Source organism: Variovorax sp. 05L425, assembly GCF_056397705.1.
The window spans coordinates 24404-48500 of sequence record NZ_JBFTNY010000015.1; the positions used below are offsets into that span (position 1 = coordinate 24404).

Genomic DNA, 24097 nt, shown 5'->3' on the forward strand with positions numbered 1-24097 from the left:
CGCCAGCTCGAGGCGGCTGGAGACGTATCCGAGGCCCATCGGCTTGGGGGATTTCCCTTGGATGGCGATCAGGCGATCAGGCGAACACGTCGGACACATAGCGGCCCGTCTCGCGCTCGATCTTGTCGATCCACGCCTCGGCTTGCTCGGCCGTCGCGCCGACCGCCTCCATGTAGATGCGCGTGAACGTCTCGCGCACCGCCGGCGCCATGTGGCGGCCGTCGCCGCAGACGTAGACGTGCGCACCCTTGCGAAACAGTTCGGCCACGTCGGCGCGGTCCTTCCAGACGCGATGCTGCACGAAAGTCACGTCGCCTTCGGGTGCCTTGTAGAACGCGGGACGAACGCTGACCACGCCGTCGGCTTCCCACGCGGCCAGCTCGTCGCGGTACAGGAAATCGACGTCGGGATGGTCGCAGCCAAAGAACAGCAGCGACGGCCCGACGCTGCGCCCGTTGCGCGCCTGCACGGCGCGCTCCTGGAGAAAGCCGCGAAACGGCGCGAGTCCGGTACCTGCGCAGACCATCACCATCGGCATCTCGGGTGAGGCGGGCGGATGGAAGTGGTCGTTCGACGAGCGCACGGCGATCGCGACGCGCGTGCCCGGCGTGCAGCTCGCCAGATGCGTCGACGCCATGCCTTGGTAGCGCCCCTGGCCCGACAGCGCCGGGGCATCGACGACGGCGACGGTGATCGTGCAGCGCTGCGCATTCCACAGTGGGGAAGACGAGATTGAATACTGGCGCGCGCGCGCCGCCGGCAGCATCTCGAGAAAGGCGGCCAGGCCCAACTCGCACGCGGCGTAGCGTTCGAGCAGATCAAGCACGCTGACGCGCTTGCCGAGCACGTCGCGTTGGTAGGCGTCTTCCTCGGTCAGCGCGCTCAGCTCGGCCTTCTCGGGCGCACAGCGCGTTGCCGCCGCCAGCGTCGCCACCTGGCCGCGCGTGGCCGGCTGCCCCAGCTCGACATAGTGGAACAGCACTTCGCTCGCATTGACGGGGTAGTCCACCGGCAGTGAGGTGAGGCTGCTCTCGGGCTTGCGGATCACGATCTGGCTGTCGGAGGCGAGGTTGAAGCGTTTCAGCGCCCGCATCACGTTCCCGATCGGGTTGTGCGGCAATACCGCCAGGTAGTCTCCCGCGCGGTAGCTCATCCCCTCGGGCAACGCGATGTCGATGTGGCGCTTGGAGCGGCCGAGCGGCGATGCCATGTCGACCAGTTCGCGGTTCTCGATCACCTCGCCGTGCTGCAGGTCGCCCAGGCGCAGGATCGCCGTGCGGCCGGCCTTGATGTGCTCGACCTGCAACTGGGTGCCTGTCGGCGCGGCCTGCACCTGTTTGCCCAGCGCGCTCCCGAAGTCGGACCACAGCCCGCCATACCATTCGTCGAAGGCGCCGAAGAAGTCGCCACCGGCGTCGGCCTCGCCCCGCGGCCTGATGCGCACGGCGCCGGCGGCTTCGAGCGCTGCATCGAAGCGCTTGGGCACCGCCTGGTAGGTGCGTGCCCATTGGCGATTGCCGCAGCCGAACACCGCGAAGCGCACGCCGTTCAACGCGCCCGGCGCGAGCGTGTCGAGCCAGGCAGCGAACTGGCGCGCATTGTCCGGCGGCTGGCCTTCGTACGAGGCAGCGATGATCGCGACGGCGCCCTCGGTCGGCAGCTTGCCGATGTGGTCATCGAGTGGCGCCACCTGAGGCGCATAGCCCTGCGACGGTGCGTCGCTGGCGATGCGCTCCGCGAACGCTTCGGCCGAGCCGGTGTTCGAGCCGAACAGCACCAAGAGCGGCGTGGCCTGCTCTCCGGGGGCGCGCGGGGCCGCCGCTGCCTGCACCGGACTGGCGGCCGTCTGCACCCCGACCGCGCTGCGTGGCTTGAACGACGCGCTGCCGCGGCGCTTGACGCGGATGCGGAAGCCGTGCGGCTTCAAGGTGAGCGTCTCGGCCACTGAGAGCTGGTAGGACGGGTCGTCCTCGATCAGGTCGAAGCGCTGAAGGATCATCGCGATCAGCAGCACCGCCTCCTGCATCGCGAACGGCCGGCCGATGCAGGCGCGCTGGCCGTTGCCGAACGGTTTCCACGCGTTCGGCGGCAGCTTCTCCATCGCCTCGGGCGCGAAGCGCTCGGGACGGAAAGCTTCGACATCGTCGCCCCAGACCTGGGTGTCGCGGTGCAGCATGGGCGTCAGCACCATCAGCGTGTCGCGCCGACCGATCGCGTAGCGCCCGCCGATCACGGTGTCTTCGCGCGCGCGCAACTGGAACGCCGGCGCGGTCGGCCAGATGCGCAGGCTCTCCATCAGAACCTGCTCGATGTAGCGCAGCCGGCCCATGTGCTCCAGCCGCGGCATCTCCTCGCCCAGTGCGGCATCGACCTCGGCGCGAGCCTTCAGCAGCACTTGCGGGTTCTTGATCAGGAAGTAGGTCGCGAACGACAGCATTCCGCTGGTCGTCTCGTGCCCGGCGATGAGGAAGGTGATGAGCTGGTAGCGGATGTTCTCGTCGGACAGGCCTTCACCGGTGACGGGGTCGCGCCCCTGGAGCATCAGCCCGAGCAGGTCTTTCTTCTGCGCCGCCTCGGGGTCGCGCTTGCGCTCGGCGATCAGCGCGTCGGCCACCTCGCGCATCAGCTCGAGGTCGTCTTCGTAGCCGCGGCGCTTGCGCAGCAGCAGCTTGCTGGCGAGCTCCGGGCGTCGCGTGCGCGCGCCGGCCTCGGCCAACGCATCGACCATCGCGCCGATGAAGGGGTGCATCTCGCGCTGGTAGAAGCTGTTGAAGCGGTAGTCGAACGCGCACAGCGCGATCGTGTCGAGGGTCATCCGTGTCATGTCCTCGGTGACCTCGATCACGCTCTCGGAGCCGAAGCGCTCCCAGCGCGTCAGCATCTGATCGGCGATGTCGAGCATGCGATCGAACATGCCGCGAATGCCGATCGGACCGAACGCCGGCATCAGCAGGCGGTGCGCCGTGGCCCAGTTGGGTTCGTCGGTCTTGGCGGTGAACAGGCCGTCGCCGGCGAAGTCGCGGATGTTCTTCAGCGCACCGGCGACCCGCTTGTCGAAGCGAGCCTCGTTGCACAACTCGTTCACCAGTTCCTGCGAGCTGACGATGATGATCGGGCTGCCAAAGACCTCGAGTTGGAAGATCGGGCCATGGATGCGCGCCAGGCGCATGAAGCCCTGGATCGGCGCGTCGCCGTCGATCGAGCGCAGGTTGCCGATGAAGGGATCGCCCTTGGGCTGCGGGATGGGTGCGGTACGAGGCATGTTGCTTCCTTGCCGTGTGATCAGGCGCGATGCCGAGGTCGACGAGCCGCCAGTTGGTGTGCGCAGTGTGCCTTCGTACAGGACGTTGCGCTACATCAGTTCCTTGGGCGTCTGTCGGAAGTGGCCGCCGGGCAGCGGCAGCGTCTCGTTGCCCCAGCGCTCTTCGTCATGCGGCGAAGTCCAGCATACCGCCGCCGCGGGGATGTGTTACCTGTGCTCGCGACAGCACGCGAGGCGCGGTCTAGGATGAGGTTTGGATTGAAAGCAAGCGCGCTCACGCTGCTGTTGTCGATGCCCGAGCGAGGAATCAGGACGGAGGATTGACCAGGCGTCGGAGCGCATCTGGATCGAGGATTCGCAGGTTGCGTTGTTGGACATCGACGATGCCGTCATCCATGAACTTCGAGAGCGTGCGGCTCACGGTTTCGAGCTTGAGGCCGAGGTAGCTGCCGATTTCCTCGCGCGTCATGCGCAGCACCAGTTCGAAGCCCGAGAAGCCGCGAGCATGAAGCCGCTGCGCGAGGTTCAACAGGAAGGCGGCGAGCCGCTCCTCGGCTCGCATGCTGCCGAGCAACAGCATCACGCCATGCTCGCGCACGATCTCGCGGCTCATGATCTGGTGCACGTGCCGCTGCAGCGCAGTGACTTCGCGCGAGAGTTCCTCGATGCGGTCGAAGGGCATCACGCAGACTTCTGCATCTTCGAGTGCGACCGCATCGCACGTGTGCTGGTTGTTGACGATGCCGTCGAGCCCGATGATCTCCCCCGCCATCTGGAAGCCGGTGACCTGGTCGCGCCCGTCCTCGCTCGTCACGCGGGTCTTGAAGACGCCCGTGCGAATCGCATAGAGCGAGGTGAATGGCTCGCCGTTGCGAAAGAGGGTCTCGCGCCGGCGGACCTTTCGCCGGGTCGCGACGATGTCGTCGATGCGTTGCAGGTCGCCCGGCTGCAGGCCGATGGGCATGCACAGCTCACGCAGGTTGCAGTTGGAGCAGGCGACCTTGATGTTTTCCGTTTTCATTGATTTGCGTCGAGTTCCGGGTGATTTTGCGCCGGGGTGCGGAGCGCGGGCTTGATGCAGGTCAAGGTTCGCGGAACGTCCGGACGGCATAGTGGTTCTCTGCCCGCCTTATAGCCTGCAATGAATTCATCCTCAGTCCTCCTGACCGCCGCCGCGTCCACCGTGCTGCCGTCGCCCGCCGTGCTGCGCCGCCTCGACATTGCCGGCCCGCGCTATACCTCCTACCCGACGGCAGACCGATTCGTCGAAGCCTTCACAGCCGACGACTACGCGCAGGCCCTGCGCCAGCGCAAGGCGGCCGGTGCGCATGGGCGTCCTCTTTCGCTCTACGTGCACATCCCGTTCTGCGAATCGCTGTGCTACTACTGCGCCTGCAACAAGATCGTCACTCGCCACAAGAGCCGTGGGGGCGAATATCTCGACTACCTCGCGCGCGAAGTGGCCCTCCATGTCGCGGAACTTGGCCGCGGCGCGCTCGTCAGCCAACTGCATCTCGGCGGCGGGACGCCGACTTTCCTGGACGACGACGGCCTCGAGAGGCTGCTCGCGATCCTTGGCGACGCATTCGTGCTGGGCCCGGAACGCGAGCAATCCATCGAGATCGATCCGCGGACCGTCGACAGCCGGCGCCTCGAACGGCTGGCCGGCATGGGGTTCAATCGCCTGAGCTTCGGCGTCCAGGACTTCGAGCCGGATGTCCAGAAGGCCATTCATCGCATCCAGCCAGCCGCTCGGGTGTTCGACCTGATGGCGAGTGCGCGCGCGCTGGGTTTCAAGTCGATCAACATCGATCTCATCTACGGATTGCCCAGGCAGAACAGGGCATCGTTCGACCGAACGCTGGCGCAGGTGTGCAAGCTTCGGCCCGATCGCATCGCGCTCTATGCCTATGCCCACCTGCCGGAGCGCTTCAAGCCGCAGCGGCGCATCGCCGCCGAAGAACTGCCCGATGCGAAGGCCAAGGTCGAGATGCTGTCGCGCTCGATCGCCGCGCTGACCGCGGCCGGCTACGTCTACATCGGCATGGATCACTTCGCATTGCCCGAAGATTCACTGGCGATCGCCAAGCGGCAAGGGCGGCTGCACCGCAACTTCCAGGGCTACAGCACGCAACCCGATTGCGACCTCGTCGCGCTCGGCGTCTCGGCCATCGGCCGCGTGGGCGCGACCTACAGCCAGAACGCCAAGACGCTGGCGGAGTACTACGACCACCTCGATCAGGGATGCATCCCGGTCGTTCGTGGATTGGCGCTGACGCGCGACGACGTCCTGCGGCGAACCGTGATCATGGCCCTGATGTGCCAGGGGCACGTGGACTTCGAATCCATCGGGCTGGCGAACCTGATCGACTTCAAGCGTCATTTCGCGCTCGAGATCGCGGCGCTCGGGCCTCTGGCCGCGCACGGACTGGTGTGCGTGAGCGACCACGACATCCAGGTGACGGCGGCAGGCTGGTTCTTCGTGCGGGCCATCGCGATGGTGTTCGACCGCTATTTGCAGGCGGATCGCAACCGGACGCGCTTTTCGCGGATCGTCTGAACATGCAGGCGGCGCTCGATGTCAGCCATCAGATCGACATCTGGTGTCGCTGAGAGGCCACCTCCCGGCCTCTTCGTTCATTCCATCGCCAGCGCGCCCGACGGCAGACGCACGCGGGTCGCTGCCTGCGCAGGTTCGGGCTTCGATTCCGATTCCGGCGCGCGCACCAGCAGTACCGGCACGGGTGCGAAGCGCAGGATGTGTTCGGCGCTGCTTCCCAATACCAGTCGGCCCACGCCGCGGCGGCCATGCGTGCCGAGCACGATCAACTCCGCGGGCCACCTGGAGGCTTCGGCCGTGACCTGCTCGTGAACCGATCCGGCGAAGCTGTCGCACAGCACGGTCTCGGCGTCGACGCCCGCTGTCTCCGCGACCGCCTTCGCGTCGTCGAGCACCCGCTGGCCGGCCTCGCGCAGCACGTTCAGCCAGTCGCCGGAATAGCCGGAATAAGCGTCCATGGCGAGCGCGAACGAGAGTTCGTCGATCACGTGGATCAGCCGCAGGTGGCCCGTCGTGAGTCGGGCGAGACGGATGGCTTCGTCCAGTCCGCGCTGCGATGTCGGACTTCCATCGACCGGAACAAGAATTCGCTGATACATGACACGATCCTTTCGTTGGTGGGGTGCGAGGCGTTCAGTATCGGGCTGCGGCGCCTTCGAGCCTTGATCTGGCGCAAGCCTTGCCACACTCACAGGTGCGCAAGGCGCCATTGCGGGCAAACTCGATTCATGGCGAAATGCCATCGACACCGAAAGGAGAAAGAAAGATGAATGCCGTGAACCTGAAGAGAACCTGCGCTGCGGCGCTCTTGCTGGCGCTGGCCGGCACCGCGTCGGCCGCCGCATGCGACGTGGAGATCGAAGGCAACGACGCCATGCAGTTCAACAAGAGCAGCATCGACGTGCCGCAAAGCTGCAAGCAGTTCACGGTCAAGCTCAAGCATGTGGGCAAGCTGCCGAAGGCGGCGATGGGGCATAACTGGGTGCTGACCGCCTCGGCCGATGTCCAGGCGGTGGCTGCAGACGGTATCGGCGCCGGCTTGGACAAAAACTACCTCAAGGCGGGTGATGCCCGCGTGATCGCTCACACGGCCATCGTCGGCGGTGGCGCTTCGGACTCCGTCACCTTCGACACCAGCAAGCTCAAGGCCGATCAGAGCTATGCCTTTTTCTGTTCGTTTCCCGGTCATTCCGCGCTCATGAAGGGCACGGTGAAGCTGACCAAGTGAGCTTGCGGCGCAAACCGATGCGGCCTTGATCTGCAGCAAGGTCGCGAAGCGTGAGGAATGAGAAGCTTGCGGCATCCAACGGAGAGCCGCATGACGCACATCACCACGCGAATCATTCGTGACGAGCACTCGGCCCTCTCGGCCATGCTTCGATCCATCCTCTTGCTCTTGGCGGAGCATCGGCGGCAGCGCTCGCTGCCTGATTTCGGCGCCCTGCGCGCGATGCTCTTCTATGTCGACGAGTTTCCGGAGAAGCGGCATCACCGCAAGGAATCGGAATTGCTGTTCCCCAAGCTGCGCGCGCGAACGCCGATTTCGCGCGAACTGCTCGATCGGCTGGACGACGATCACGCGCGGGGAGAGCGGAAGATCCGCGAAGTGGAGCACGCGCTCCTCGCCTTCGAGATGCTTGGGGAACCGCGCCGACACGCCTTCGAAGAGGCGGTCGAGCGCTATGTCGACTTCTATCTGGGCCACATGGCGCTGGAGGAGCGTGAAATCCTTCCCCTCGTCGAGAAGGTGCTGACCAATGAAGACTGGGCGGATCTCGACGAGGCGTTCAGCGCCAATCGCGATCCATTGACGGGCTGCGAACCCGAGCCTGATTACGCCGCGCTTTTCACGCGCATCGTCAACGCCGTGCCGGCACCGATTGGGCTGGGTGCGCAGCGCTGAACCTCATTCGTGCTGGCGGAAGGGGCTGCGCTCTTCGAGGTGGTCCATGTAGTTCTCGATGCCCGCGCCTTCGCGTTCCAGGAAGCGCTCGACCGCATCGGCAAAGGATGGGTGCGCCAGCCAGTGGGAGCTGGTCGTCTTGACTGGCATCAGGGCGCGCGCCATCTTGTGCTCGCCTTGCGCGCCGCCTTCGAAGCGCAGGACGCCGTGCTCGATGCACCACTGGAGCGGCTGGTAGTAACACGCCTCGAAATGCAGGCAGTCCACGCGCTCGAGCGCGCCCCAGTAGCGGCCGTAGGCAATCAGCGGATGCTCCGACGCGCTGTGTCCGGACAGACCCGCCGACAACGCGATGAGGCTCGCCGCGATCGGCTTGCCGCCCCGTTCGGCGATGAAGAGCAGCCAGGCTTCAGGCATGGTCGCCGCCATGCGATGAAAGAAGTCGCGATTCAGATAGGGCGGGTTTCCGTGCTCGCGGTAGGTGCGCGAGTAGCAGCGATAGAAGAAGTCCCAATCCGCGCTGCGGATGTCGGCGCCGCGCGACCAGCGAAAGCTCACGCCCGCATCGTGGACCTTGCGGCGTTCCTGGCGGATCTTCTTGCGCTTGTCGTGGGACAGGCTGGCGAGGAAAGCATCGAAGTCGCTCCAATGCGCGTTGGTCCAGTGGAACTGGACCGTATGCCGCAGCATGAGCCCGGCGTCTGCGCATGCCGCCATGTCTTCATCGGCGCCGAAGAGCAGATGCAGCGACGAGACCTTAGTCTGCTCGCACCAGGCAACCAGGGCGCGCACCAGGAGCGCGCGGCTCATGTCGTCGCGCGCCAGAAGACGGGTCCCGGGCACGGGGGTGAACGGCACCGCGATGACGGCCTTGGGGTAGTAGGCCAACCCGTGCTGCTGGTAGGCGTTGGCCCAGGCCCAATCGAAGACGTACTCCCCATAGGAGTGGTCCTTGACATAGAGCGGGCATGCGGCCATCAGCCGAGCGCCTTGCCACAGCGTCACGAAGTGCGGTGCCCAGCCCGTGTTCGCCGACGCGCTGCCGCTGGCGTCCAGAGAATTCAGGTAGGCGTGGCGCATGAAGGGGGAGGGTGCCGCCTGCATCGCGAGCAGGCCGTCCCAGGCGGCGGCGCCGATCTCGGAAACCGAGCGATGGATGCGAATGGTGGGGTCGGTCAAAGGAGTCTCGTCAACGCCAGCGGGTCCCGAGCGACTCGGCCACATAGATACCCCCCAACACGAGGGCCAGCGCGACCGCGTGGTAGACCGACAAGGGCTCGCCCAGGATCAGGACGGCCAGCAACGGCCCGAAGATCGGAACCAGGTTGAGAAAAACACCGGCCCTCGCTGGCCCGATCAGCCCCACGGCGTGGATGAAGGTGATCTGCGAGATGAAGGACGGCAGCAGGCCGACGAAGATCACCAGCACGATGCCCTTGCCGGTCGGCATGAAGAACTGGCCCATCGCGATCTCCGCCGCCACCAGCGGGAGCGAGACCACGCAGGCCACCGCTGCCGTGGCGGCAAAGAAGACGATGGCCGGCACCGCCGGGCGCTTGCGCAGCCCGAGGGCATAGCCGGTATACAGCAGGCAGGCGATCAAGATCCAGACGTCGCCGATGTTGAACGCCAGGCTCGCCAGCAACGCCAGTTCGCCGCGCGACGCAACGACGGCGATGCCCGCGAGGGTCATCACGACGCCCACGACCTGCAGGCGCGTGATGCGGGTGCCGAAGAAGAAAAAGCTGCCGACCAGCACCAGCACCGGAATGGTGCCCTGGATGATCGCGATGTTGATCGCCGTCGTGTGATGGGCGGCCGCATAGAAGAGCGCATTGAAGCCGGTGAAACCGAGCGCGCCCATCAACGCAATGGAGCGCCAGGACGGCAGCAGCGTGCGCCAGTGGGCAGCGATCTCCTTCCGCGCAGTGAGACCGAGCGCCAGGCAGCAGATGATCCAGCGCGAGAAGGTCAGCATCATCGGCGAGACCTCGCCCACCGCGAGCCGCGCGGCCACGGCATTGGCGCCCCAGATCAGCGTGGTGAAGACCAGGAGCAGGTAGGCCTGGCCCTGGGGGCTCGGAACGACGGAATCGAAGAAGGCGGTAAGGGAAGAGCCGGTGCGCATCGATTGACGAGGGTAACAGCCCCTGCGATCGCGTGTGGCCCAAGGGTTGCAAGGCTGGTGCCGACACGTGGATGACATAATCGTTCAGCCCTTTGCTAGCTCTGATATGACTCTGAAACTCGCCATCGCGCAGCTCAATTTCGTGGTGGGCGACCTCACCGGCAACGCGCGAAAGATCGTCGACGCGGCTCGGTCCGCCTACCAGCAAGGTGCGCGCCTGCTGCTCACGCCCGAACTGTCGATCTGCGGCTACGCGGCGGAAGACATGTTCCTGCGGCCGGCCTTCGTGGCGGCCTGCGACGATGCCGTACAGGCCGTGGCCACCGAACTGGCGGACCTCGACGGCATGGTGGTCGTAGTCGGCCATCCCACCGGCGGCAGCCTGCGCAGCAAGTCGGTTGCCGTGCAATTGCGTCACAACGCAGCCAGCGTTGTCAGCGAAGGGCGGGTCCTCGAGACCTACGCCAAGCGCGAATTGCCCAACTACCAGGTGTTCGACGAGCGCCGGTACTTCACGCCCGGCGAGGGCGTCTGCGTGTTCGAGGCGGGCGGCGTGTCCGTCGGCCTCCTGATCTGCGAGGACGCCTGGTTCGACGCCCCCGCGCGATTGGCCAAGGAGGCCGGTGCAGAAGTGCTGGCGGTGATCAACGCCTCGCCGTTCCATGTCGGCAAGGAAGGCGAGCGCGTGGCGCGCATGGCGGAGCGCGCACGGGCGGTGAATCTGCCGCTCGTCTACGCGCACCTCGTGGGCGGCCAGGACGAGGTGGTCTTCGACGGGGCGTCGTTCGCGTTGCAAGCCGAGGGCTCGCGGGCGTTGCAGGCGGAAAGCTTCAAGGAACAACTGGTCTTCGCGCAGATGGAGCGCACGGCCGCGGGCGTCCGCTTCGTGCAGGACGACACCGCCGCCGCGGCCCCGCGCGAACCGGAAGCCCAGCTCTGGGATGCCCTCGTGGTGGGCGTGCGCGACTACATCGGAAAGAACGGTTTCCCAGGCGCGATCCTCGGGCTCTCCGGCGGCATCGATTCGGCACTCGTGCTGGCGATCGCGGTCGATGCGCTCGGCAAGGACAAGGTGCGCGCGGTGATGATGCCGTCGCCTTACACGGCCGACATCAGCTGGATCGACGCGCGCGAAATGGCCCGGCGACTGGGCGTGCGCTACGACGAAATCTCCATCAAGCACACCTTCGAGTCGTACCTGAGCGTGCTGGCCGACGAGTTCAAGGGCCTGCGCGAGGACACGACCGAGGAAAACCTCCAGGCGCGCATCCGCGGCACCTTGCTGATGGCGCTGTCCAACAAGTTCGGCTCGATCGTGCTGACGACCGGCAACAAGAGCGAGATGGCGACCGGCTACTGCACGCTGTACGGCGACATGGCGGGCGGCTTCGCGGTCATCAAGGATCTGCTCAAGACGACGGTGTTCGCGCTGGCACGCTGGCGGAACGCGCACGATCCCTACGGCACGGGGCGGGCGCCGATCCCCGAGCGCATCATCACGCGCCCGCCCAGCGCCGAGTTGCGGCCGGACCAGACCGACCAGGACAGCCTGCCGCCCTACGACATCCTCGACGGCATCCTGGCGCGCTACATGGAAGACGACGAAGGCATCGACGAGATCATCGCGGCGGGCTACGACCGCGCCGTGGTCGAGCGGGTTGCCCGCCTGATCAAGATCAACGAGTACAAAAGGCGCCAGGCACCCGTGGGAATCCGGGTCACCCATCGGAGCTTTGGCAAGGATTGGCGCTACCCTATCACCAGCAAATTCAACGAAACCGCCGGAAGAAAGTCCCTATGAAGCAAATCACCGCCATCCTCAAACCGTTCAAGCTCGATGACGTGCGCGAGGCCTTGGCCGAAGTGGGCGTCACCGGGCTCACCGTGACCGAAGTGAAGGGTTTCGGTCGGCAAAAAGGGCACACGGAGCTCTACCGCGGCGCCGAATACGTGGTCGACTTTCTGCCGAAGATGAAGGTCGAGGTGGTGGTCAACGAGGCCGACGTCGAGCGCTGCGTGGATGCGATCGTCAGCGCCGCGCGCACCGGCAAGATCGGCGACGGCAAGATCTTCGTGACGAACGTAGAGCGGGTGGTGCGCATCCGCACGGGCGAAGAAGACGAAGCCGCGGTCTGAGCTCGCCCCCAGGTTGGCTCACTTCGTGTAGCCGCCCACCCCCTGCCGGGGGCAACACCAGCGGCCCGGCGGAGCCGGTTCCGCGGTGTTTCGCGAATCGCGCTGGAGACGGGATGGGGTTAGAGGACTTGGGCTAGTTTGTCGCCTCGGGGGTGGCGGGCGGAGTCTTCGACGAGTGCTTCGAGGAGGGCGGGGGCGTCGTCGCCGGATCGGATCAGGTTCATTTGCCATTCGCCCATGAAGCCTTCGCGCACGCTGTGGGCCAGGAAGGCGAGCAGGGCGTCGTAGTAGCCCGCGACGTTGAGGATGCCGACCGGCTTGTCGTGGTAGCCGAGTTGGCGCCAGGTCCAGATCTCGAACAGTTCCTCGAAGGTGCCGATGCCGCCCGGGAGGGCCAGGAAGGCGTCGGCGCGCTCGCCCATCATCGCCTTGCGCTCGTGCATGGTGTCGACAACGTGCAGTTCGTCGCTCTGGCGGTTCGCGAGTTCCTTGTCAACCAACGCCTTCGGAATCACGCCGACCACGCGGCCGCCTGCGGCGCGGGTGGCGTTGGCGATGGTGCCCATCAGGCCGGTTCGACCGCCGCCGTAGACCAGTTGGCCACCCCGTTCGCCAATCCAGCGACCGACCGCCTGGGCCGTGGCCGTGAATTCAGGTCGCTCACCCGCTCGGGAGCCGCAATAAACGCAAATCGAAAATCTGGGAGTCATCCCCGTATCATGCCGCGCCCACGTGACGCTTCGGGCTCCGGGATGTAAGCCTTACCCTGCCAAGCGCTGCCACAGGGCCGCGATCCAGACGCCGGCGCACAGGAGGATGGAAAGCAAGACCGCGGAGCTGCCCAGGTCCTTGGCGGTCTTTGAAAAGGAATGCCACTCGGGGCCGACGCGGTCGATGGCGGCCTCGATGCCGGTGTTGAGCAATTCGACGATCAGCACCAGCGCCAGCACCGCGAGAAGCAGTGCGACCTCGACCCAGCTCCGGCCCACCCAGAATGCCGTTGGCACCATCACGATGGCGCAATAGATTTCCTGGCGGAATGCCGATTCTTGCCAGCCTGCGCGGAGTCCGTCCAGCGAAATCAGCGTTGCGTGCCAGATGCGGATCCATCCCCGCCGCGATTTCTGTGGGTTGACCGGATCGGCGCTGCTCATCGGCGGCTGAGGGGTTTGGAGGCGATCAGCCGGGTGCCGGCCCACGCGTCGTGCCAGAACTGCCGTTCGGGTTGAAAACGCGCGAGCAGCGCCCACACGACGACCCAGCCGAAAATCAGCACCGCCGATTCGCCGCCACCGAGCTTGAAGGGGGAAATGGCTGCCAGCGGCGGCAGAAACCAGACCCAGCTCAAAAGATACCGCAGCAGCGCGCGGCCCTGGGTCAGCGGACGGCCAGACCGGTCGACGATCCGGATGCCCCAGGTTTTCATCGCCAGGGTCTGCCCCTTCGACCAGAACCAGACGAAATAGACGCCGAAGACCACAAACAGGAAGGCCTGGAGCAGATGTCGGCGCGAGTCCATGCCGTCGCGCATCTGGCCGAGGGTGCTGAAAAGCCAACCTGCGACGAACACCACGGCGAAAAGGAGCATGCCCTCATAGAGCCAGCATGCCATGCGGCGCCAGAGGCCAGGGGCTGCCAGCGGGGAGGAAGTTTGGGCGGACACCTGTTCGGTGGCCGGGCGATCGGGACCGGGGCTACCGGAAGAAGTAGAAACCATCGACACCGATTCAGGGCGAGGAAGCGGGTTGGTCGGACACGCGCACCGGTGCTTCAGGCGCGGACGGCGCCGGCACTTGGGCCTCGGCACTCACCGGAGGAAAGGATGACGCAGGCGCAGGCGCGGGCGCAGGCGTCGCGACCGGCGCCGTTGCCGCCGTTGCCGGGGGCGGTGCCAGCAGGATCCGGGGCGTGTGCTGGTTGCCCGCGTTCAGGGCCGGGACGGGCGCAAGTTTCTGGAGCGGCACAGGGCGGATTGTCGAGGCCGCGCCGGGCGGCTTTGCCGTCGTGGCGCGTGCCGCCAGCTTGCTCTTTTCTTCGTCGCTCAAGGCCTGGTAGGCCTCCCACTTCGCCTTGCGCTCGTCGGCGGGAACTTGCTTGACGTCGGCGAAATTGAGGCGTGCCTGCTCGCGCTGCTGATTGCTCAGCCTCGCCCATTCGGTCATGCGGCTATGAAGCACTTCCTGGTCCGCGGCAGGCAACTTGGCGTAGTCGCGCGAAATCGCGAGCCATTTGCGCTTGTGAGGCTCGGTCATCTCATCCCAGTACGACGCGAGAGGTTCCAGGGCCTTTTGCTGGCGGGTCGTCAGCTCGCGCCATAGGGGCTTTGCGACGGTTGGCTTGGCCGCAGCCGTCGCTGCGGTAGTCGCCGGCGTCGTCGTCTTGCCTGGCTGAGCCTTGGCCGAGGTCGCAGCTACGCCACAGGCGCCGAGCACGAGGCCCGCGCTCAGCCAAGCGGCCGCCCACGGGTGCGGTCGCGCGAGGCCTAGCGCTTTGGCGCGAGAAAGGTGGCGTAGCGGCATTCGGTGCAGGACGATCAGTTTTCGGGCGTGGTGTCCGACGTCTTCAGGAACTGGGCAAATCCGGGATCTGTATAGGCTGCCGGCGGGAGGTCGTCAGTCAGCAGGGCGGAGTCGATCGCGGCCAATTCGTTGGTGCGACTGTCTTCCTGCATCACGCTGATCGCCACGAGACCCGCGACCAGGGCCACCAGGGGAACGACGGATCCGATGCGGGTCCACCAGCGGGCGCCCAGGCCCAATGACGCAGTGCCGCCGCGCGAAACGACCAAGGGCGACGTGTGAATCTGCGCAACGACTTTCCGGCGGGCAACCGCCTGCACCCGCGCGGCGCGCAACCGCTCGCTGACTTCGTGCGTCAGTTCTGCATTGCCGGCGGAGAGCCGCTCGGCCACCCGGCGGCCAAACTGCTCCTCCAGCGCGGCGGAAGAGGCGGAAAGCGTTGTGTTCATAGCGAAATTCCCTTGGCTTTGAGCGCCTTGCTCAAGGCGTGAACGGCCCGCGAGCAGTGAGTCTTGACGCTGCCTTCGGAGCAACCCATTGCAGCAGCCGTCTCTGCGACGTCCATTTCCTCCCAGTAACGCATCAGAAAGGCCTCGCGTTGACGACCTGGCAGCGCGGCGATTTGTTCCTCGATCTCGCGGAAAACCTGGGCGCGTCGCGTCGTGTCTTCGGCGCTCTCGGTTTCCTGCCCGTCCGTCGAAAGCTGGAAGTGCTCGAGCAGGTCGAAATCACCGTCGTCGTCCAGACTCTCGAAGTCGCTGAGGTTGGAGAACAGCGCCTTGCGGGTCTTCTGCCGCCGGAACCAGTCGAGCGTGCAGTTGGAGAGGATGCGCTGGAAAAGCAGCGGCAGTTCGTTGGCGGGCTTGTCGCCGTAGTGCTCGGCCAGCTTCATCATGCTGTCCTGGACGATGTCCAACGCCGCTTCTTCGTCCCGAACGTGATAGACGGACCTCTTGAAAGCGCGTCGCTCGACGCTCTTCAGGAAGTCGGAAAGTTCTTTTTCAGTGGCCAAGCGAGTCCGGCGCCGGGGACGCGCCGCGTGGGAAGGTGTCTCTGGGACGCCGAGTGTTCTTGTCGCCGCGGATTATGCCTCCGCGGTCATGTCGGCCGGGAGAAGGTCAGCAGGACGTCTTCCGGTGTCATAATCCCCGCTGCAAGTCAAAAGGCAAACGGGTCACGGTCCGGCGGTATGACAAATCCGCCCATGGTTGTGGCCTCAAGTCCTGACGCGGCTTCAAAAGAGCTGGCGAAGGGGCACCCAAGGTTTTTCGTTCCCGAAAATCGCAAAAGGTTGATCATGGAAATCTCGAAGGCGGAACTCACTTCCGCAGCAGCCGTCACCGGCAGTCAAACGCAAGAACTCATGGGCGCCGAAGTGCTGGTCAAGGCACTGCAGGCCGAAGGCGTCCAGTACGTCTGGGGCTACCCCGGCGGCGCGGTTCTCTACATTTACGACGCTTTTTACAAGCAGGACACCATCCAGCACGTGCTGGTGCGGCACGAGCAGGCCGCCGTGCATGCTGCCGACGGCTATGCGCGCGCCACCGGCGAGGTCGGCGTGGCACTGGTGACGTCGGGTCCCGGGCTGACCAACGCCGTTACCGGCATTGCGACCGCCTACATGGACAGCATCCCGATGGTGATCATCTCGGGCCAAGTCCCGACGGCGGCGATCGGGCTCGATGCCTTCCAGGAATGCGACACCGTCGGCATCACCCGACCCATCGTCAAGCACAACTTCCTCGTCAAGGATCCCAAGGATCTGGCCCTGACGATGAAGAAGGCCTTCCACATCGCACGCACCGGCCGCCCGGGCCCCGTGGTCGTGGACGTGCCGAAGGATGTTTCGTTCAAGAAGGTGACGTACAGCGGCTATCCCGAGAAAGTCGAGATGCGCTCGTACAACCCGGTGCGAAAAGGCCACGGCGGACAGATCCGCAAGGCCCTGCAACTCCTGCTGACCGCCAAGCGCCCGTACATCTACACCGGCGGCGGCGTGCTCCTCGGCAACGCCACGAACGAGTTGCGCACCCTGGTCGACATGCTCGGCTACCCGGTGACCAACACCCTGATGGGTCTCGGCGCCTACCCGGCCAGCGACCGCAAGTTCCTCGGCATGCTGGGCATGCACGGCACCATCGAAGCCAACAACGCCATGCAGAACTGCGACGTGCTGCTGGCGGTGGGCGCGCGTTTCGATGACCGCGTGATCGGGAATCCCAAGCACTTCGCGCAAAACGAACGCAAGATCATCCACATCGACATCGATCCGTCGAGCATCTCGAAGCGCGTGAAGGTCGACATCCCGATCGTCGGCGACGTGAAGGACGTGCTGACCGAACTGATCTCGATGATTCGCGAGAACTCCACCCGCACCGATCCGGCGGCGCTCGCAAGCTGGTGGGAGACCATCGAGAGCTGGCGCAGCAAGGACTGCCTCAAGTACGACCGCGGCAACAAGGACGTGATCAAGCCGCAGTACGTTGTCGAAACCCTCTGGAACATGACCAAGGACTCCGACACGTACATCACGTCGGACGTCGGTCAGCACCAGATGTGGGCCGCCCAGTACTACCGATTCGACGAGCCTCGTCGCTGGATCAATTCCGGCGGCCTGGGCACGATGGGCGTCGGTATTCCCTATGCGATGGGCATCAAGCTCGCCAAGCCCGAATCGGAAGTTTTCTGCATCACAGGCGAAGGCTCTGTGCAGATGTGCATCCAGGAGCTTTCGACGTGCCTGCAATACAACACGCCGATCAAGATCTGCTCGCTCAACAATCGCTATCTCGGCATGGTGCGGCAGTGGCAGGAGATCGAGTATTCGGGCCGCTACAGCCACAGCTACATGGACGCGCTGCCCAACTTCGTGAAGCTCGCCGAGGCCTACGGCCACGTCGGCCTGCTGATCGAGCGCCCGCAGGACGTGGAGCCGGCATTGCGCGAAGCACGCAAGCTCAAGGACCGCACGGTGTTCATGGATTTCCGTACCGATCCGACCGAAAACGTGTTCCCGATGGTCAAGGCCGGCATGGGCATCACCGAAATGCTGCTCGGCTCCGAAGACCTCTGATACGCCAGTCACAAGTCCCCGTGTCCGAAGGACCGGGTTATCGTCCAATTCATTGACAAATCTATTGCCCGCCAAGCCCGCGCATTACCGTGCGCGGGGGAGGGCGGCGAAAAGAGGAGTCCTCTCGCCATGAAACACATCATTGCCGTGCTGCTCGAGAACGAGCCCGGTGCACTCTCCCGCGTCGTCGCCCTGTTCTCGGCCCGCGGCTACAACATCGAATCCCTGACCGTCGCGCCGACCGAGGACCCGAGCCTCTCGCGCATGACCATCGTCACGGCGGGCTCCGATGACGTGATCGAACAGATCACCAAGCATCTCAACCGCCTGATCGAGGTCGTCAAGGTCGTCGACCTGACCGAAGGCGCCTACACCGAGCGCGAACTCATGATGGTGAAGGTGCGTGCGGTCGGCAAGGAGCGTGAGGAGATGATGCGGATGACCGAAATCTTCCGCGGGCGCATCATCGACGTGACCGACAAGAGCTACACCATCGAGCTCACCGGCGACCACGGCAAGAACGACGCATTTCTCGAAGCCATCGATCGCGGCGCGATCCTCGAGACCGTCCGTACCGGCGCCAGCGGCATTGGCCGCGGCGAGCGCATCCTGCGCGTCTGATCCACTGTTCCACATCCACCGAATCTACGAAGGAGAAATCTCATGAAGGTCTACTACGACAAGGACGCTGATCTCAGCCTGATCAAGGGCAAGACGGTTGCAATCATCGGTTACGGCAGCCAAGGTCACGCGCACGCGCAGAACCTGAACGACAGCGGCGTGAAGGTCGTCGTCGGCTTGCGCAAGGGCGGCGCATCGTGGCCCAAGGTCGAGAAGGCCGGCCTCAAGGTGGCCGAGGTGGCCGATGCGGTGAAGTCGGCCGACGTGGTCATGATCCTGCTGCCCGACGAGCAGATCGCCAGCGTCTACAAGAACGACGTCGCGCCGCACATCAAGGAAGGCGCATCGCTCGTCTTCGCGCACGGCTTCAACGTGCACTACGGCTTCGTGCAGCCGCGTGCCGACCTCGACGTGTGGATGGTCGCTCCCAAGGCGCCCGGCCACACCGTGCGCAACACTTACACCCAAGGTGGCGGCGTGCCGCACCTGATCGCCGTGCATGCCGACAAGAGTGGCAAGGCGCGTGATCTCGCGCTGTCTTACGCCACGGCCAACGGCGGCGGCAAGGCCGGCATCATCGAGACCAACTTCCGCGAAGAAACCGAAACCGACCTGTTCGGCGAACAGGCCGTGCTGTGCGGCGGTACCGTCGAGCTGATCAAGGCCGGCTTCGAGACGCTGGTGGAAGCCGGCTACGCGCCCGAAATGGCGTACTTCGAATGCCTCCACGAACTGAAGCTGATCGTTGACCTGATCTATGAAGGCGGCATCGCCAACATGAACTACTCGATCTCGAACAACGCCGAGTACGGCGAGTACGTGACGGGCCCGCGCATCGTGACCGAAGAAACCAAGAAGGTCATGAAGCAGGTCCTGAAGGACATCCAGACCGGCGAATATGCCAAGAGCTTCGTGCTGGAAAACGCGGGCGGCGCGCCCACGCTGATCAGCCGCCGTCGCCTCAATGCCGAGCACCAGATCGAGGTGGTTGGCGAGAAGCTGCGCGCGATGATGCCCTGGATCAAGAAGAACAAGCTGGTCGACCAGACCCGCAACTGATCGAGCCTCTTTCCGACCCTCTGAGGGCCACCGATCGGTGGCCCTTTTCTTTCAGGGCGCCGCGGCGCCTGAACTACACTGCCACCGATGCGATCGTCCCCCTCATCTGCCATGAATCCGATAGCCCATTGCACCCTGAAGACGTGCGTTGGAGGCCGGTTGCATGCATGACGACACGGTCCCCGACGATGCCGCGCCGCGCAAGCGTCGAAAGGGCATCTATATCCTCCCGAACTTGTTCACTCTGGCAGCGCTGTTCGGAGGCTTCTATTCGATCGTGATGGCGATGAACGCGCGCTTCGACCTGGCGGCGCTCGGCGTATTCGCGGCGATGATTCTCGACAGCCTGGACGGCCGGGTAGCGCGCATGACCAACACGCAGAGCGCGTTCGGCGAGCAGATGGATTCGTTGTCCGACATGGTGTCGTTCGGCGCTGCGCCGGCGTTGATCGCCTACGAATGGTCGCTCAAGGGCCTGGGGCGCTGGGGCTGGATTGCCGCCTTCGTCTACTGTGCTTGCGCTGCGCTGCGTCTCGCACGCTTCAACGTCAATACCGGCGTCGTCGACAAGCGTTGGTTCCAGGGCCTGCCATCTCCGGCGGCGGCGGCACTGGTGGCAGGCTTCATCTGGCTCATGACTGAATGGGGCAAGCGCGGCGGCGAGGTGCTGTACCTGTCGTGGCAGCAGATCACATGGATCACTTTCGGCTTCACGTTGTATGCGGGACTCTCGATGGTGACCAACGCGCCGTTCTACAGTTTCAAGGATGTACAGGTGAAGCGGAGCGTGCCGTTCGCGGTGATCGTGCTGATCGCCCTCGGCATCGCCATCATCAACATTCATCCGCCGACGGTGCTGTTCAGCCTGTTCGTCGCCTATGGTCTCAGCGGCTACGTCGTGTACGGCTGGCGCAAGGCCAAGGGGCAGCCGGTGAGCGTGATCAGCATTTCGACCGACGAACCCGACGAGCGCGGGCTGCACAATTAGCTCGCCCCCAGGTTGCCCGCACTTCGTGTCGGGCGCCCACCCCCTACCGGGGGCAACACCAGCGGCCCGGCGAAGCCGGTTCCGCGGTGTTTCACCAACGGGCCGGGCTTCGCCGGCCGGTAAATACCGGCGTTCTGCTTTGTCTTCGGCTGCGCGTAACGCGCCTGTTCGTGGGCAGCCGTGGAACCGGCTCCGCCGGGCCACGGGCTGCGCCCCCGGTAGGGGGTGGGCGGCTACACGCAGTGAGCCAACCTGGGGGCGTGCTATATTCCAGCCTCCCATGAACAAGATTTCGCTGGCCCTACTACTGATCCCCCACGGGCAGAGAAGGTAGCGCGCGCGCAAATCCCTCACCACGGCCCGTTCGCACCAGCAACGGGCCGTTTGTTTTGGGGTTGCTGGTTGATCCAACCACAGCGAGAAATATCAGATGTTGAAGCAACCCAACCTCAAGTACCGTGCCTTCGCGCCGGTCGGCCTCAAGGACCGCACCTGGCCTGACGCCGTGCTGACCCAGGCTCCGATCTGGCTGTCGACCGACCTGCGTGACGGCAACCAGGCGCTGGTGGAACCGATGGACATCGCCCGCAAGATGCGGATGTTCGAGATGCTGGTTGCAATCGGCTTCAAGGAAATCGAAGTAGGGTTTCCGTCCGCGTCGCAGGTCGAGTTCGACTTCCTGCGCAAGCTCATCGAGGAAGACCGCATTCCCGATGACGTGACGATCCAGGTGCTTACCCAGGCACGTGACCATCTGATCGAGCGCACGTTCGAGGCCCTGCAGGGCGCTCCGCGCGCGATCGTTCACCTGTACAACGCCGTGGCCCCGATCATGCGTCGCGTGGTCCTCGGCATGGACGAGGATCAGATCGTCGAACTCGCTACTTCGCATGCGCGCATGTTCAACGTGCTTGCGGCCAGGCAGCCGAACACCCAATGGACCTTCCAGTACTCGCCGGAAATGTTCTCGGGTACGGACCTCGCGTTTTCGAAGCGCGTGGTCGATGCGGTGACCGCGGTCTGGGCCCCGACGCCGACGAACAAGTGCATCGTCAATCTGCCGTCGACGGTCGAGCATTCGACGCCCAACATCTTTGCGGACATGATCGAGTGGATGCACCGCAATCTCTCACGCCGCGATGCGATCGTGCTGTCCGTGCATCCCCACAACGACCGGGGCACAGGCACTGCAGCCGGCGAGTTTGCATTGATGGCCGGCGCGGACCGGATCGAGGGCTGTCTTTTCGGCAACGGTGAACGAACCGGCAATCTCGATCTCGTGAATGTGGCGCTCAACCTGTACACCCAAGGCGTGCCGCCCGAACTCGACTTCTCGAACATCGACGAAATCCGCGCGACCGTGGAGCATTGCAACCAATTGCCGGTGCATCCTCGCCATCCGTATGTGGGCGATCTGGTCTACACGTCGTTCTCCGGTTCACACCAGGATGCCATCAAGAAGGCCTTCGGCGCCCGCAAGGACGGGGACATCTGGGACATGCCCTATCTGCCGATCGATCCGAAGGATGTCGGTCGGAGCTATGAGGCCGTGATTCGCGTCAACAGCCAATCGGGCAAGGGCGGCATCTCCTACCTGCTCGAAAGCGAGTACGGCCTGGAGTTGCCGCGTCGCCTGCAGATGGAGTTCAGCCAGACCGTGCAGCGCGTGATGGACGTCGCCGGCAAGGAACTCACCGCGGCCGACCTCTGGGCTTTGTTCGAGCGCGAATACCGCATCCGGGACGAGGTCGGTCCTCAGCATCGCGTGCTCGAGGAACAGGGGGAGGGCGCGGACGCGTCGGTCTTGCTGCGCGCCGACTTGCCGTGGGACGGCGAAATTCGCCGAATCGAGGGTCGCGGCAATGGACCCATCGACGCCTTCATCCATGCGATTGCGGGTGCCACCGGGCACGCGATCCGCGTGATCGACTATCACCAGCACGCGATCGGCGCCGGCGCCGATGCGCAAGCGGTGGCCTACCTCGAACTGCGCGTCGACGAGGCGATCACGCTGTTCGGCGTCGGGATGGATGCGAACATCATCTCGGCTTCGCTCAAGGCGATCGTTTCCGGCCTGACAAGGGCGCGGATGCAGACCGCAGTCAGCGCACAATCGGTGCCTGAATCCGTCTGACGAGCCGGAGAGGAGAGGCGCCGCGGCGCGCCCTCCCGTCTCGCGCCGAACAAAGGAGATCCACGATGGCTGACAAACTGATCATTTTCGACACGACATTGCGCGACGGCGAGCAGTCGCCCGGCGCATCCATGACCAAGGACGAAAAGCTGCGCATCGCACGCCAGCTCGAGCGCCTTCGGGTTGATGTCATCGAGGCCGGGTTTCCCGCGAGTTCCAATGGGGACTTCGACGCCGTGGTGGCCATTGCGAACGCGATCAAGGACTCCACCGTTTGCGGCCTTTCGCGCGCCAACGACCGCGATATTTCGCGTGCCGCCGAGGCGCTCAAGGGTGCCGCCAACGGCCGGATCCACACCTTCATTGCCACGTCGCCGCTCCACATGGAGAAGAAGCTGCGAATGACGCCGGACGAGGTCTTCGAGCAGGCCAAGCTTTCGGTGCGCTTTGCGCGCAACCTGATCGCCGATGTCGAGTTCAGCCCGGAAGACGGCTACCGCAGCGACCCCGACTTTCTGTGTCGGGTGCTGGAAGCGGTGATCAACGAAGGCGCGACCACGATCAACGTGCCGGACACCGTCGGCTATGCCATCCCGGAGCTCTACGGCAACTTCCTCAAGACGCTCCGCGAGCGGATCCCGAACAGCGACAAGGCCGTCTGGTCTGTGCATTGCCACAACGACCTGGGCATGGCGGTTGCCAACTCGCTGGCGGGGGTGAAGATCGGCGGCGCCCGCCAGGTCGAATGCACCATCAACGGGTTGGGCGAACGCGCCGGCAACTGCTCACTCGAGGAAATCGTGATGGCAGTGAAGACCCGCAAGGACTACTTCGGTCTTGAACTGGGCATCGACACCCGCCACATCGTCGCGGCAAGCCGCATGGTGAGCCAGACTACGGGCTTCGTGGTGCAGCCCAACAAGGCGGTCGTGGGCGCCAACGCCTTCGCTCACGCGTCGGGTATCCATCAGGACGGGGTGCTCAAGGCGCGCGATACCTACGAAATCATGCGAGCCGAGGACGTGGGCTGGGCCGCCAACAAGATCGTTCTCGGCAAGCTGAGCGGCCGTAACGCTTTCAAACAGCGATTGCAGGAACTGGGCGTGTCGATGGAGAGCGAAGCGGACATCAACGCCGCTTTCGCCCGGTTCAAGGAGCTTGCCGATCGAAAGAGTGAAATATTTGACGAAGATATCCTCGCTTTGGTCAGCGATGAAGAACTCTCGCACGTTAGGGAGCAGTTTGGCTTCGTATCCTTGTCGCAACATAGTGAAACAGGTGAGCGTCCGCAGGCGCGCGTCGTGTTCACGGTGAACGGCAAGGAGGTCACCGGAGAGTCCGACGGCAACGGTCCGGTGGACGCTTCGCTGAAGGCGATCGAGGCCCATGTGAAAAGCGGTGCCGAGATGGTGCTCTATTCGGTCAATGCGATCAGCGGATCGACCGAGAGCCAGGGAGAGGTGACAGTGCGGCTGCAGAATGCGGGCCGGGTCGTCAACGGCGTCGGGGCGGATCCCGACATCGTGGTCGCATCGGCCAAGGCTTATTTGAGTGCGCTCAACAAGTTACAGAGCCAAGCTGAGAGAGTGGCGGCACAAGGTTAAGTTTCGCGGGGATCCTTGTATTCGATTGAAGAAGAGGATGCAAGTAACTGATATTGCGTGTCTTTTTTGATTTCGATACACTGCGGTTTTTATTTGTTAGCCGCTGGAGA

The 24097-nt window shown here is 64.6% G+C and carries 22 protein-coding genes; 11 read left to right on the top strand and 11 right to left on the bottom strand.

The features are described from left to right. Window positions 1–76: 76 nt before the first annotated feature. A complete protein-coding gene (locus AC1DN9_RS17675) occupies window positions 77–3262 on the bottom strand; it encodes a bifunctional cytochrome P450/NADPH--P450 reductase (protein WP_478102429.1) in 3186 nt (1061 codons plus the stop codon). Window positions 3263–3569: 307 nt separating this feature from the next. Beyond that, a complete protein-coding gene (fnr, locus tag AC1DN9_RS17680; RefSeq protein ID WP_478102431.1) occupies window positions 3570–4283 on the bottom strand; it encodes a fumarate/nitrate reduction transcriptional regulator Fnr in 714 nt (237 codons plus the stop codon). 120 nt (window positions 4284–4403) lie between these two features. Here fnr and hemN point away from each other — a divergent pair, with 120 nt between their 5' ends. Then, complete coding sequence (gene hemN / locus AC1DN9_RS17685; RefSeq protein WP_478102432.1) at window positions 4404–5822, top strand: oxygen-independent coproporphyrinogen III oxidase; 1419 nt, start codon at window positions 4404–4406, stop codon at window positions 5820–5822. Window positions 5823–5899: 77 nt separating this feature from the next. On the opposite strand, the gene AC1DN9_RS17690 is transcribed toward hemN, so the two are convergent. Next, on the bottom strand, window positions 5900–6421 hold the full coding sequence (locus AC1DN9_RS17690; RefSeq protein ID WP_478102433.1) for a universal stress protein: 522 nt from the start codon (window positions 6419–6421) through the stop codon (window positions 5900–5902). A 167-nt stretch (window positions 6422–6588) separates the two neighbouring features. On the opposite strand from AC1DN9_RS17690, the gene azu reads away from it, so the two are divergent. Then, a complete protein-coding gene (gene azu / locus AC1DN9_RS17695; RefSeq protein ID WP_478102435.1) occupies window positions 6589–7050 on the top strand; it encodes an azurin in 462 nt (153 codons plus the stop codon). Window positions 7051–7140: 90 nt separating this feature from the next. After that, on the top strand, window positions 7141–7725 hold the full coding sequence (locus AC1DN9_RS17700; RefSeq protein WP_478102436.1) for a hemerythrin domain-containing protein: 585 nt from the start codon (window positions 7141–7143) through the stop codon (window positions 7723–7725). A gap of 3 nt (window positions 7726–7728) precedes the next feature. Here AC1DN9_RS17700 and AC1DN9_RS17705 read toward each other — a convergent pair whose 3' ends face one another. Then, window positions 7729–8904: a GNAT family N-acetyltransferase gene (locus tag AC1DN9_RS17705; RefSeq protein ID WP_478102437.1), complete on the bottom strand. Its 1176-nt coding sequence runs from the start codon at window positions 8902–8904 to the stop codon at window positions 7729–7731. A 10-nt stretch (window positions 8905–8914) separates the two neighbouring features. Next, the gene (locus tag AC1DN9_RS17710; RefSeq protein WP_478102439.1) at window positions 8915–9853 is read right to left on the bottom strand and encodes a DMT family transporter; all 939 of its coding nucleotides are present in this window, start codon (window positions 9851–9853) and stop codon (window positions 8915–8917) included. A 106-nt stretch (window positions 9854–9959) separates the two neighbouring features. Here AC1DN9_RS17710 and AC1DN9_RS17715 point away from each other — a divergent pair, with 106 nt between their 5' ends. After that, the gene (locus tag AC1DN9_RS17715; RefSeq protein WP_478102441.1) at window positions 9960–11654 is read left to right on the top strand and encodes an NAD+ synthase; all 1695 of its coding nucleotides are present in this window, start codon (window positions 9960–9962) and stop codon (window positions 11652–11654) included. Further along, on the top strand, window positions 11651–11989 hold the full coding sequence (locus tag AC1DN9_RS17720) for a P-II family nitrogen regulator (RefSeq protein WP_028253903.1): 339 nt from the start codon (window positions 11651–11653) through the stop codon (window positions 11987–11989). The genes AC1DN9_RS17715 and AC1DN9_RS17720 overlap by 4 nt, the downstream gene beginning before the upstream one ends. Before the next feature lie 119 nt (window positions 11990–12108). Here the strand turns inward: AC1DN9_RS17720 and AC1DN9_RS17725 are convergent, their stop codons facing one another. Genes AC1DN9_RS17725 through AC1DN9_RS17750 form a run of 6 tightly spaced genes read right to left on the bottom strand, consistent with a single transcriptional unit; the run spans window position 12109 to window position 15520 of the window. After that, entirely contained in the window at window positions 12109–12699 is a 591-nt protein-coding gene (locus AC1DN9_RS17725; RefSeq protein ID WP_478102443.1) for an LOG family protein, read from the bottom strand. A gap of 51 nt (window positions 12700–12750) precedes the next feature. Further along, window positions 12751–13143: a diacylglycerol kinase gene (locus AC1DN9_RS17730; RefSeq protein ID WP_478102445.1), complete on the bottom strand. Its 393-nt coding sequence runs from the start codon at window positions 13141–13143 to the stop codon at window positions 12751–12753. Further along, the gene (locus tag AC1DN9_RS17735; protein ID WP_478102447.1) at window positions 13140–13706 is read right to left on the bottom strand and encodes an RDD family protein; all 567 of its coding nucleotides are present in this window, start codon (window positions 13704–13706) and stop codon (window positions 13140–13142) included. Before AC1DN9_RS17735 ends, AC1DN9_RS17730 begins: the two co-directional genes overlap by 4 nt. A 10-nt stretch (window positions 13707–13716) precedes the next feature. Beyond that, window positions 13717–14508 (bottom strand): DUF3106 domain-containing protein, encoded by a 792-nt coding sequence (locus tag AC1DN9_RS17740; protein ID WP_478102449.1) that lies wholly within the window; start codon window positions 14506–14508, stop codon window positions 13717–13719. 14 nt (window positions 14509–14522) lie between these two features. Next, the gene (locus AC1DN9_RS17745; protein WP_478102451.1) at window positions 14523–14957 is read right to left on the bottom strand and encodes a DUF3619 family protein; all 435 of its coding nucleotides are present in this window, start codon (window positions 14955–14957) and stop codon (window positions 14523–14525) included. Further along, window positions 14954–15520: an RNA polymerase sigma factor gene (locus AC1DN9_RS17750; protein WP_478102452.1), complete on the bottom strand. Its 567-nt coding sequence runs from the start codon at window positions 15518–15520 to the stop codon at window positions 14954–14956. Before AC1DN9_RS17750 ends, AC1DN9_RS17745 begins: the two co-directional genes overlap by 4 nt. A gap of 285 nt (window positions 15521–15805) precedes the next feature. Between AC1DN9_RS17750 and AC1DN9_RS17755 the strand changes: the two genes are divergently transcribed. The 6 genes from AC1DN9_RS17755 (at window position 15806) to AC1DN9_RS17780 (ending at window position 23987) form a co-directional block, all read left to right on the top strand. Next, window positions 15806–17581: an acetolactate synthase 3 catalytic subunit gene (locus AC1DN9_RS17755; RefSeq protein WP_478102453.1), complete on the top strand. Its 1776-nt coding sequence runs from the start codon at window positions 15806–15808 to the stop codon at window positions 17579–17581. Window positions 17582–17710: 129 nt separating this feature from the next. Beyond that, window positions 17711–18202 (top strand): acetolactate synthase small subunit, encoded by a 492-nt coding sequence (gene ilvN / locus AC1DN9_RS17760; RefSeq protein WP_478102454.1) that lies wholly within the window; start codon window positions 17711–17713, stop codon window positions 18200–18202. Between the two features lie 42 nt (window positions 18203–18244). Beyond that, window positions 18245–19261: a ketol-acid reductoisomerase gene (ilvC, locus tag AC1DN9_RS17765; RefSeq protein WP_478102456.1), complete on the top strand. Its 1017-nt coding sequence runs from the start codon at window positions 18245–18247 to the stop codon at window positions 19259–19261. Between the two features lie 163 nt (window positions 19262–19424). Further along, window positions 19425–20249 carry a CDP-diacylglycerol--serine O-phosphatidyltransferase gene (pssA, locus tag AC1DN9_RS17770; RefSeq protein ID WP_478102458.1) on the top strand — a complete coding sequence of 275 codons (825 nt, stop codon included), beginning with the start codon at window positions 19425–19427 and terminating at the stop codon, window positions 20247–20249. A 430-nt stretch (window positions 20250–20679) separates the two neighbouring features. Then, the gene (gene leuA / locus AC1DN9_RS17775) at window positions 20680–22383 is read left to right on the top strand and encodes a 2-isopropylmalate synthase (protein WP_478102460.1); all 1704 of its coding nucleotides are present in this window, start codon (window positions 20680–20682) and stop codon (window positions 22381–22383) included. Window positions 22384–22448: 65 nt separating this feature from the next. Beyond that, the gene (locus tag AC1DN9_RS17780; protein ID WP_478102462.1) at window positions 22449–23987 is read left to right on the top strand and encodes a 2-isopropylmalate synthase; all 1539 of its coding nucleotides are present in this window, start codon (window positions 22449–22451) and stop codon (window positions 23985–23987) included. The last annotated feature ends 110 nt before the right edge of the window (window positions 23988–24097 follow it).

What these genes read in the sequence shown, in the direction of transcription:
- leuA (WP_478102460.1), top strand. Translation starts at nt 20,680, where the DNA reads ATGTTGAAGCAACCCAACCTCAAGTACCGTGCCTTCGCGCCGGTCGGC.
- AC1DN9_RS17745 (WP_478102451.1), bottom strand. Translation starts at nt 14,957, where the DNA reads ATGAACACAACGCTTTCCGCCTCTTCCGCCGCGCTGGAGGAGCAGTTT.
- AC1DN9_RS17740 (WP_478102449.1), bottom strand. Translation starts at nt 14,508, where the DNA reads ATGCCGCTACGCCACCTTTCTCGCGCCAAAGCGCTAGGCCTCGCGCGA.
- ilvC (WP_478102456.1), top strand. Translation starts at nt 18,245, where the DNA reads ATGAAGGTCTACTACGACAAGGACGCTGATCTCAGCCTGATCAAGGGC.
- azu (WP_478102435.1), top strand. Translation starts at nt 6,589, where the DNA reads ATGAATGCCGTGAACCTGAAGAGAACCTGCGCTGCGGCGCTCTTGCTG.
- AC1DN9_RS17780 (WP_478102462.1), top strand. Translation starts at nt 22,449, where the DNA reads ATGGCTGACAAACTGATCATTTTCGACACGACATTGCGCGACGGCGAG.
- AC1DN9_RS17730 (WP_478102445.1), bottom strand. Translation starts at nt 13,143, where the DNA reads ATGAGCAGCGCCGATCCGGTCAACCCACAGAAATCGCGGCGGGGATGG.
- AC1DN9_RS17675 (WP_478102429.1), bottom strand. Translation starts at nt 3,262, where the DNA reads ATGCCTCGTACCGCACCCATCCCGCAGCCCAAGGGCGATCCCTTCATC.
- AC1DN9_RS17710 (WP_478102439.1), bottom strand. Translation starts at nt 9,853, where the DNA reads ATGCGCACCGGCTCTTCCCTTACCGCCTTCTTCGATTCCGTCGTTCCG.
- AC1DN9_RS17690 (WP_478102433.1), bottom strand. Translation starts at nt 6,421, where the DNA reads ATGTATCAGCGAATTCTTGTTCCGGTCGATGGAAGTCCGACATCGCAG.
- AC1DN9_RS17715 (WP_478102441.1), top strand. Translation starts at nt 9,960, where the DNA reads ATGACTCTGAAACTCGCCATCGCGCAGCTCAATTTCGTGGTGGGCGAC.
- AC1DN9_RS17755 (WP_478102453.1), top strand. Translation starts at nt 15,806, where the DNA reads ATGGAAATCTCGAAGGCGGAACTCACTTCCGCAGCAGCCGTCACCGGC.
- AC1DN9_RS17735 (WP_478102447.1), bottom strand. Translation starts at nt 13,706, where the DNA reads ATGGTTTCTACTTCTTCCGGTAGCCCCGGTCCCGATCGCCCGGCCACC.
- fnr (WP_478102431.1), bottom strand. Translation starts at nt 4,283, where the DNA reads ATGAAAACGGAAAACATCAAGGTCGCCTGCTCCAACTGCAACCTGCGT.
- ilvN (WP_478102454.1), top strand. Translation starts at nt 17,711, where the DNA reads ATGAAACACATCATTGCCGTGCTGCTCGAGAACGAGCCCGGTGCACTC.
- pssA (WP_478102458.1), top strand. Translation starts at nt 19,425, where the DNA reads ATGCATGACGACACGGTCCCCGACGATGCCGCGCCGCGCAAGCGTCGA.
- AC1DN9_RS17700 (WP_478102436.1), top strand. Translation starts at nt 7,141, where the DNA reads ATGACGCACATCACCACGCGAATCATTCGTGACGAGCACTCGGCCCTC.
- hemN (WP_478102432.1), top strand. Translation starts at nt 4,404, where the DNA reads ATGAATTCATCCTCAGTCCTCCTGACCGCCGCCGCGTCCACCGTGCTG.
- AC1DN9_RS17725 (WP_478102443.1), bottom strand. Translation starts at nt 12,699, where the DNA reads ATGACTCCCAGATTTTCGATTTGCGTTTATTGCGGCTCCCGAGCGGGT.
- AC1DN9_RS17720 (WP_028253903.1), top strand. Translation starts at nt 11,651, where the DNA reads ATGAAGCAAATCACCGCCATCCTCAAACCGTTCAAGCTCGATGACGTG.